This window comes from Arthrobacter sp. ZBG10 (assembly GCF_001238605.1).
Taxonomy (GTDB): Bacteria; Actinomycetota; Actinomycetes; order Actinomycetales; family Micrococcaceae; genus Arthrobacter.
This window is the reverse complement of sequence record NZ_LFQH01000100.1, coordinates 1-7769: the sequence shown is the minus strand read 5'-3', so window position 1 is coordinate 7769 and position 7769 is coordinate 1. Positions and strand designations below refer to the sequence as shown.

Genomic DNA, 7769 nt, shown 5'->3' with positions numbered 1-7769 from the left:
CCGGAGGCGACCCCGCGCTGCTGTTACGGGCGGGGACTCAGTCCTCACTGTGCAGATCCCGCCGGCGGACCCCCAGCAACTCAATCTCCGGGCGGTACGCCACAAAACGTTCGACGGCGTCAAGCACCGCCACGAGGTGCGCCCGGTCAGCCGCCACCAGCCCGGCCCCCACACGGGAGCGCCGGTACTGGTCGTGGTCCCCGACTTCCGCAACCGACACCTCGAAACGTCGTTTGGTCTCGGCCAGCAGCGGCCTGATCACGGAGCGTTTTTCCTTCAGGCTGTGAACATCGCCCAGGAGAATGTCGAACTCGATCCAGCCGATCCACATGCCTCATCGTAACGGCCGCCTGATCCGGCGGAGCGGCTCAGATGCTGAGTTCGCCCATGGTGTCCCAGCCCTCGCCGTCAACCTGGCGGCTGATGATCCGCGGCGTTTCCACCAGGGCCTGGCGCATGTCCACCATGGCCTGCTGGAAGTGGGCGCTGTTGACGTGGTCGCCGGCGGCGTCGTCCTTGAAGGCCTCCACCAGGACAAACTCGTTGGCGTCCGAGGTGCTGCGGGACCAGTCGAACCAGAGGTTGCCGGGTTCCTGGCGGGTTGCCGTGGTGAAGCCGTCCACCAGGTCGAGCCAGCGGTCCGACCAGTCGGGCTTGACCTTGAACTTGACGACAATGAATATCACTGGGGTGTTCCTTCCGTGGCGAGTGCTTTTGCCCCTTCAATGTACCGGGCGGTCACGTACCGCTGGGCAGCGCCGGCCACCACTGCACCTGCGGTATAGAACCAGTTGGCGGGCTTGCTGAAGGCCCGGATCCGCAGGTGCACGGCCCCGGCGGCGTCGATCAGCACCTCGAAGGACTCCTCGCCGCGCTCCGGATGGCCCGCCAGGGTCCCGTAGCCGAATCCGGCCGACTGCGGGGAGCCGCCCGGCACGGCTTCGCGGACCCACACCACCTCGCACGGCGCGTTGATGCGGAAGGGCCCGACGCCGAATCCGCTCACCACCCGTGCGCCCGGCCGGACGGTTGGGACGTCGGCCCGGACCCGGAGTCCGGCCCGCCGCTGCAGCTCCCAGGAAAGGATTCCCGCGGCAACGTGCCGGTACAGGTCCTGGCCGCTGCCCAGCCTTACTTCCTTCAGGGCCTGGTGGTAGCCGGCAGGCGCAACACCATGTTCAGTCCCACCGACGCCCGGATAGTCCAGCATGCCGCGCTTACTCATTGCCACCTGCAAGTCCGGCCCAGCCCAGCTGTTCCCGCTGCTTCCGGTTGAACCGCGCCACCACCAGGTCGTACGAATCCTCCACCATGTCCTTGACCATGCCGTCCGGCAGGGCGCCGTCCAGCCGGACCCCGTTCCAGTGGGTTTTGTTCATGTGCCAGGCACCGGTGATTTCCGGGTGGGCGGCGCGCAACTGCTCTGCCAGCGCCGGCTCGCATTTCAGGTTCACGTAAAAGTCGGCCGCATCGAGGGAAGACAGCGCAAAAAGCCGCGACTCGTGGGTTGCGCCACCGGCAATGTGGGCCCGGACTTTGAACACCGCCGTCTCCGGCCCGAAGGGGTAGTCCTCGTAGCTCCCCGGGAACGCCAGGCAGATTTTCCGTAAGTAGGCTGGATCCATACCTAGACCCTACAAAGCCGGACCGGGCGGTGCTAGTCTGCGGACATGGCACACGATCCGGGAGCCATCCCCGTTCTGGACCTCACCACAGCCCGGCTGCCCGGCGGGACGTTCAATCCGGAATTCATTGAACAGCTCCGGCACGCCACCCACGACATCGGCTTCTTCCAGGTCACCGGCTACGGCGCCGCCCCCGGCCAGGCCGAACACCTGCTGTCCGTCATCCGGGACTTCTTCAACCTCCCGCTGGCGGAACGGATGAAACTGGATAACCGGTTGTCCCCCCATTTCCGCGGGTATACCAGGATGGGCACTGAAGTGACCCAGGGCAGGGCGGACGCGCGGGAGCAGATCGACTACTCCCCCGAGCGGGAACCGGCCACCGGGCACCCCGCCGATGAACCGTACTGGCTGCTGCAGGGCCCCAACCTCTGGCCGGACCAGGGCTTTCCCGGCCTGAAACCGGCTGCCATGGCCTGGGCGGAGCTGATGTCGTCCGTGGGCATGGACCTGCTGCGCGCCATCGCTGTGTCCCTGCACCAGCCGGAGGACTACTTCGACGAACCGTTCCACGGGACCCCGGCCTGGATGGGGAAGCTGGTCCACTACGTGGGCGGGGTGGTGACGGCCGCGGGAAACCAGGGGGTGGGCTCGCACGCTGACTACGGGTTTGTCACCCTTCTGCTCCAGGACGATGTGGGCGGGCTCGAAGTGCTGCCGCCCGGCACGGCGGAATGGCTCCCCGTGGAGCCCCTGCCCGGGGCGCTGGTGGTGAACCTCGGCGAGATGCTGGAAGTGGCTACCGAAGGGTATCTGGCGGCCACCATCCACCGGGTGCAGGCCCCGCCGCCGGGCGTGGACCGCTACTCCGTCCCATTTTTCTGGTCGCCAAGGCTGGACGCTGTCATCGGGCCCGTACCCCTTCCGCCGGAGCTGAAGGCCGCGGCGCGGGGCATCACGGACAATCCCGATAATCCCCTGCTGGCCTCGTTCGGCCGCAACATGCTCAAGGGCCGGATGCGGGCCCACCCGGACGTGACGGAGCGCCACTACCCGGAGCTGGGGGCGGGCTGAGACGCTTCGGCAGCACGACGCCGGGACCCGGGTTTCAGAGGTCGAATTTCCACGCCTGCTGAGCAGGGCAGGTATTCATCACCACATCCAGGCCCGCGTCCTTGGCGCGCTGCGCCGCTGCCTCGTCAATAACGCCCAGTTGCAGCCACACGGCCTTTGCGCCCACAGCGATGGCCTGGTCAACCACGGCGCCGACCTTTTCCGAATTGACGAAACAGTCCACCACGTCGATGGGCTGCTTGTCCGCAGGAATGCCGGCCAGGGTGCTGTACCCGGTTTCGCCGTGTACCGGATCGCCCGGCACGTTGACGGGGATGATCTCCATTCCCAGCCTGTCCCGGATAAACAACGAAGTTTCATAAGCTGCACGCCATTCATTGGTGGTGAGGCCCACGATGGCCCACCGCCCCTTGGTCCTCATGAGGCGCTCAATCACTGCGGGGTCGTTGGTGTGGCTCATTGCCCCAGCCTACGCCGGTGGGCGCGTACGCCTGCGGACCCGGCTTAGCCGCGCGGACCGCCGGGCCCCGGCTTGTCCTTGCCGGCAGGGGCTTGGAGCCTCTCGCTGTCTTTTTGTTTGACCCGGCGCTGGTCCCTGGGGTGGGTGCCGTCGGCTTTCCGGGCGGTGCCTGGCGACTCTGCGGATTTCGGGGAGTCCGCCGGTGGGGACGCGGCGGCAGGCGGGGACGCGGCTGGCGCTGCCCGGGGTGGTGCCGCCGGGGCCGGCAGCGCCGGGGCGGCGGGTTCACGCGCTTCGGTTCCGGCCGCACCGGGGCCGTTGCCTTGGACGGCGTCCGGCAGCCCCAAGCTCCCGGCTCCCGCTGCTGCAGCCGCCGGGGCCGGCACCGCGGCACCGGAATCTGCACCAGCATCAGCGACGGCAGGCGGAACCGGGGACGGCGCAGGCACGGACCCGGGAGTTGAAGCGGATTGCCGGGTGCTGTCCCCGCCTGACGGGCCGCCTGGTTCACCGGCCGTGACGTGCCCGGGCTGCGGCGCAGGCACAGGCACAGGCGCAGGCACAGGAACGGACGCAGGATCAGGAATGGGTGCAGGGGCAGGGTTAGCCGGGCCTGTCACCCACGGACCCAGCAGCTGCTGGACGGAGAAGCTGCCTGTTCCTGCGTGTCCGCCGGTGCTGGCGGCCACGCCTGTGGCGCCGAGTCCCATGCCGGCGATGACGGCCAGGCCAACGATCGTTGATTTGCCGCGGCCCAGCCTGCGGTGGCGGGCCACTTCGTCCGGGACGTCGGAAAGAAGGGCTGCCAGGCCAGGCCCGGGGGCCGGAGCCGGCGTGTGGGCCAGCCCGCCCAGGGACATCAGGGCAGCCTCGAGGGCCTCATTGTCCTGCTGGCCGGAGTCGTCCAGCAGTTCCGCCACGGTGCGGCGAAGGTTTCCGTCGTGGGCGCTCATGGCTTGAGGTACTCCTTCACGTCAGTGGTTTCCCGCAGTTTAAGGAGCGCCCGCCGCTGCAGTTGCTTCACTGCGCCGGCGGACCTGCCCATCACTTTGGCGGCCTGGTCCACGGAAAGTCCGGCCACCAGGCGCAGTGCCAGCACTTCACGCTGGTCTGCCGGCAGCACGTTGAGCAGTGCCACAACCTCGCGGGGCGCCATGCGGTCCAGGGCGGCAGCTTCAGCGGAGGCGGTGGACCGCTGGTCCAGGTCCGCGTCGAACGGCAGGGTGACGGGCGCCCGGCTTTGCCGCCGGTGGTCATCCACCATGCGGGCGTGCGCCACGGAGAAGATGAAGGTCCGCAGCCCGGCCGCCCCGCCGTGCACCGATTCCAGCCGGGGCAGCACCGCCAGGAAGACTTCCTGCATGGCCGCCTCCGGGTCCTCCACACCGCGGGCCACCAGGTATCCCAGCACCTGCGGGGCGTAGGTCCGGTAAACCAGGCTGGCGTTGGTCCCGCCGGCGCTCTCCGGGAGCAGCTCATCGGTCAGGGCATCAGTCACGGACGCAGCGCTTTCGGTCAGGAGGGCTTTTTCCGTGCCTACTTTACCCGCCGGTAACCATGGTTCCGGGACAGGGAAGAGCCGGTCCGGAACGTGATGGGGGACAAGTTCCGGGCCGGCTCTACAAAGGGGTAATCGTCCAGGGGCTTCCCGGGGTTACGCAGACGCTGGAAAAACTTTCAGGCTCAGCGGGCCGCTGCCACAATCCAGCGCGGTTTCCTGGCCGGTGCGCCCGGTCCCAGCGCCACCCGGAACACGTGGCCCCGGAGGGCGCGGGCAGTGTCTACGGCAGCGCGCGGCGCTTCGACCGGCAGGGCCGGGACCTGCGGGGCGGTTGGCCGGCGGCTCAGGTCCGTCACGAGGCCGGTGCCGGCGCACTCACGGACCGCGGCTATGCCGGCAGCTACGGCTGGTTTGTCAGCAAATGCTCCGGAGACCGCCATCACCGTCCCGTCAGCAGCCAGCAGCCGGAACCTGTACATCGACTCTGGATCAACAAAAACCTCGAAATTGCCCGCCATCACAAATCCTCCCGGCATCCTTGCCCCTCAACTGGTCCTCCAACCCTCCCCGACGCGGAAGACACCAACAAGAGCCGCGCGGTTAACCCTGTGTAAATTGCATGTCAACAGCGGGCCGGCGGCCTTGGCAGACGACGGCGGCGGCCCACCCAAAGGTGAGCCGCCGCCGTCGTCCCCACCCGCTCCCCAGCCTCGCAAGCTCGGCCAGGGAACCCTGCGGGCGTGGGCCCAGGAACGCTTAGTCGTTGATGAGGTCGTTCACCACGATGGTCTGGTCCCGGTCCGGACCCACGCCGATGGCGGAGAACCGGGTGCCGGAAAGCTTCTCCAGGGCCAGCACGTAGTTGCGGGCGTTCTCCGGCAGGTCGCTGAGCGTCCGTGCGCCGGTGATGTCCTCGGTCCAGCCTTCGAAGTACTCGAAGATGGGCTTGGCGTGGTGGAACTCGGTCTGCGTCATGGGCATTTCGTCGTGGCGCACACCGTCAACGTCGTAGGCCACGCAGACGGGGATCTGCTCGATGCCGGTCAGGACGTCCAGCTTGGTGACGAAGTAGTCCGTGAAACCGTTGACGCGGGAGGCGTGGCGGGCCAGGACGGCGTCGTACCAGCCGCAACGGCGGGGCCGGCCGGTGTTGACGCCGAATTCGCCGCCGGTCTTCTGCAGGTACATGCCCATATCATCGAAGAGTTCGGTGGGGAACGGACCTGCGCCCACGCGGGTGGTGTACGCCTTGATGATGCCGATGGATCGTGAGATCCGGGTGGGGCCGATGCCGGAACCCACCGACGCGCCGCCAGCGGTGGGGTTGGATGAGGTGACGAACGGGTAGGTGCCGTGGTCCACGTCCAGGAACGTGGCCTGGCCGCCTTCCATCAGCACAACCTTGCCCTCGTCCAGGGCGGTGTTCAGCACCAGGGTGCTGTCAATGACCAGGGGCCGCAGCCGGTCGGCGAAGGACAGGAAGTATTCCACGATCTCGTCCACCACCACGCTGCGGCGGTTGTAAATCTTGACCAGGAGTTCGTTCTTCTGGCGCAGGGACCCTTCCACCTTCTGGCGGAGGATGGACTCGTCAAAAACGTCCTGGACGCGGATGCCCAGCCGGGCCACCTTGTCCATGTAAGCGGGGCCGATCCCGCGGCCGGTGGTGCCGATCGCGCGGCTGCCGAGGAAACGCTCGGTGACTTTGTCCAGGACCTGGTGGTACGGCGCCACGAGGTGTGCGTTCGCCGAGACCCGCAGTTTGGAGGTGTCGGCGCCACGGGCCTGGAGGCCTTCGATTTCCTGGAAGAGCGCCTCGAGGTTGACCACGCAGCCATTGCCGATGATGGGGATGGCGTTGGGGCTGAGAATGCCTGCCGGCAGGAGCTTGAGCTCGTACTTTTCACCGCCTACGACGACGGTGTGCCCGGCGTTGTTGCCGCCGTTGGGCTTGACGACGTAGTCAACGCGGCCGCCCAGAAGGTCGGTCGCTTTGCCTTTTCCTTCGTCGCCCCACTGGGCTCCTACGATCACGATTGCTGGCATGGGATCCTCCCCCATTCGTTCGGGCAGCCCCGTGCCGCCACAAGGTGGCGGTCCCGGCGCGGCGCCGTTCATGAGAACGCCCCGGATGGACAGGTGCCGGCGGCACGCCGGCGCAAGAGTTCCGGGGCTCTTACCACCCAAGTTTAGCCGATCGGGGCGTTTGTCCACTCGCTGGCTGACCTGCGGGGCAATACGGGTGCGGGCCCCGGCAGATTGCCCACAACCCACCGGCGTTTCGTTTCTCCGGGCTTGGTAGACTGGACAGGATCGGCCAGGAGCCGGTCCACCCCATTTCAACCGCTTCCGGCGTGTGCGCTTCCCTGCGCCCGCGCCGGCTGGCGGCAGCAACGCCAATCCCTGCAGGAGATCCAGCCCTTTATGACAGCCCTGGCCCCCGAATCATTCCACGAACAGCTCCTGAGCCGCCGCTACGAACCCAACGTGGCGGTTGTCAACGAACTGTGCGACACCCTGCAGGCGGCCAAGCCCGGCACCATGGTCCCCTACGTGGATCCCATGCACGATGTGGACGAGTGCCGCATCATCAGCCTTTACTCCAATATCGGCGAGGCTGACGGGACGGGTTTCATCACCCCCGGCGACAGTGACGCCGCCACCCGCATGCTGGGCATCCAGTGGAAGCTGGGCCTGCGCCCCGAGTTCGTGATGCCGTGGAACGTCCACCCGTGGCATACGGCGGGCGAGCCCAACGGCAAGTTCACCCCGGACCAGATCTCGGCGGGCCTGAAGCCGCTGCTGAAGTTCCTGGCCCTGGTTCCCCGCGCCTCCGTGATCGTGGCGCATGGCACCGAAGCCAACCGCCTGGCCAACCTGCTGCTGAAGACCGAAGTGCCCATGATCTGGCGCCGCGGCCTGAAGACCTACAAGGTCCGCTCCCTGTCCGGCCGCGCGTTTGCCGGGTCCCCGGTCCGCCAGGAGGAGTTCCTAGAAGACATGCGTGTTGCTTACGCGGACGCCATGGCGCGCACGGGACTGGCCAAGGCCTAGTCCCACCCGCCGCTTCGGCTGGCAGTTTCGAACGCACGACGGCGGGCGGTGACCT

General features: G+C 67.6%; 11 protein-coding genes. 2 read left to right on the top strand and 9 right to left on the bottom strand.

The window, feature by feature from the left end:
• Positions 1-37 precede the first annotated feature (37 nt).
• The 4 genes from ACU18_RS18455 to ACU18_RS18440 are packed head-to-tail and all read right to left on the bottom strand — an operon-like array spanning position 38 to position 1625.
• On the bottom strand, positions 38-331 hold the full coding sequence (locus tag ACU18_RS18455) for a DUF503 domain-containing protein (protein ID WP_050687938.1): 294 nt from the start codon (positions 329-331) through the stop codon (positions 38-40).
• Positions 332-368: 37 nt separating this feature from the next.
• The gene (locus ACU18_RS18450; protein WP_050687937.1) at positions 369-686 is read right to left on the bottom strand and encodes a putative quinol monooxygenase; all 318 of its coding nucleotides are present in this window, start codon (positions 684-686) and stop codon (positions 369-371) included.
• Entirely contained in the window at positions 683-1225 is a 543-nt protein-coding gene (locus ACU18_RS18445; RefSeq protein ID WP_050687936.1) for a DUF1990 family protein, read from the bottom strand. Before ACU18_RS18445 ends, ACU18_RS18450 begins: the two co-directional genes overlap by 4 nt.
• Positions 1218-1625 carry an MmcQ/YjbR family DNA-binding protein gene (locus ACU18_RS18440; protein WP_050687935.1) on the bottom strand — a complete coding sequence of 136 codons (408 nt, stop codon included), beginning with the start codon at positions 1623-1625 and terminating at the stop codon, positions 1218-1220. Before ACU18_RS18440 ends, ACU18_RS18445 begins: the two co-directional genes overlap by 8 nt.
• Before the next feature lie 45 nt (positions 1626-1670).
• Between ACU18_RS18440 and ACU18_RS18435 the strand changes: the two genes are divergently transcribed.
• Positions 1671-2699, top strand: coding sequence for an isopenicillin N synthase family dioxygenase (locus ACU18_RS18435; protein ID WP_050687934.1), 1029 nt, complete (start codon positions 1671-1673; stop codon positions 2697-2699).
• 34 nt (positions 2700-2733) lie between these two features.
• Here ACU18_RS18435 and ACU18_RS18430 read toward each other — a convergent pair whose 3' ends face one another.
• The 5 genes from ACU18_RS18430 to ACU18_RS18410 form a co-directional block, all read right to left on the bottom strand.
• Positions 2734-3159 (bottom strand): CoA-binding protein, encoded by a 426-nt coding sequence (locus ACU18_RS18430; protein WP_050687933.1) that lies wholly within the window; start codon positions 3157-3159, stop codon positions 2734-2736.
• Positions 3160-3203: 44 nt separating this feature from the next.
• The gene (locus ACU18_RS18425; RefSeq protein WP_050687932.1) at positions 3204-4112 is read right to left on the bottom strand and encodes a hypothetical protein; all 909 of its coding nucleotides are present in this window, start codon (positions 4110-4112) and stop codon (positions 3204-3206) included.
• Entirely contained in the window at positions 4109-4657 is a 549-nt protein-coding gene (locus ACU18_RS18420; RefSeq protein ID WP_050687931.1) for an RNA polymerase sigma factor, read from the bottom strand. The genes ACU18_RS18425 and ACU18_RS18420 overlap by 4 nt, the downstream gene beginning before the upstream one ends.
• A 185-nt stretch (positions 4658-4842) precedes the next feature.
• The gene (locus ACU18_RS18415; protein ID WP_050687930.1) at positions 4843-5178 is read right to left on the bottom strand and encodes a YegP family protein; all 336 of its coding nucleotides are present in this window, start codon (positions 5176-5178) and stop codon (positions 4843-4845) included.
• A 238-nt stretch (positions 5179-5416) separates the two neighbouring features.
• Positions 5417-6706, bottom strand: coding sequence for an adenylosuccinate synthase (locus tag ACU18_RS18410; RefSeq protein ID WP_050687929.1), 1290 nt, complete (start codon positions 6704-6706; stop codon positions 5417-5419).
• Between the two features lie 378 nt (positions 6707-7084).
• Here ACU18_RS18410 and ACU18_RS18405 point away from each other — a divergent pair, with 378 nt between their 5' ends.
• On the top strand, positions 7085-7714 hold the full coding sequence (locus tag ACU18_RS18405) for a uracil-DNA glycosylase (protein ID WP_050687928.1): 630 nt from the start codon (positions 7085-7087) through the stop codon (positions 7712-7714).
• Positions 7715-7769: the final 55 nt, after the last annotated feature.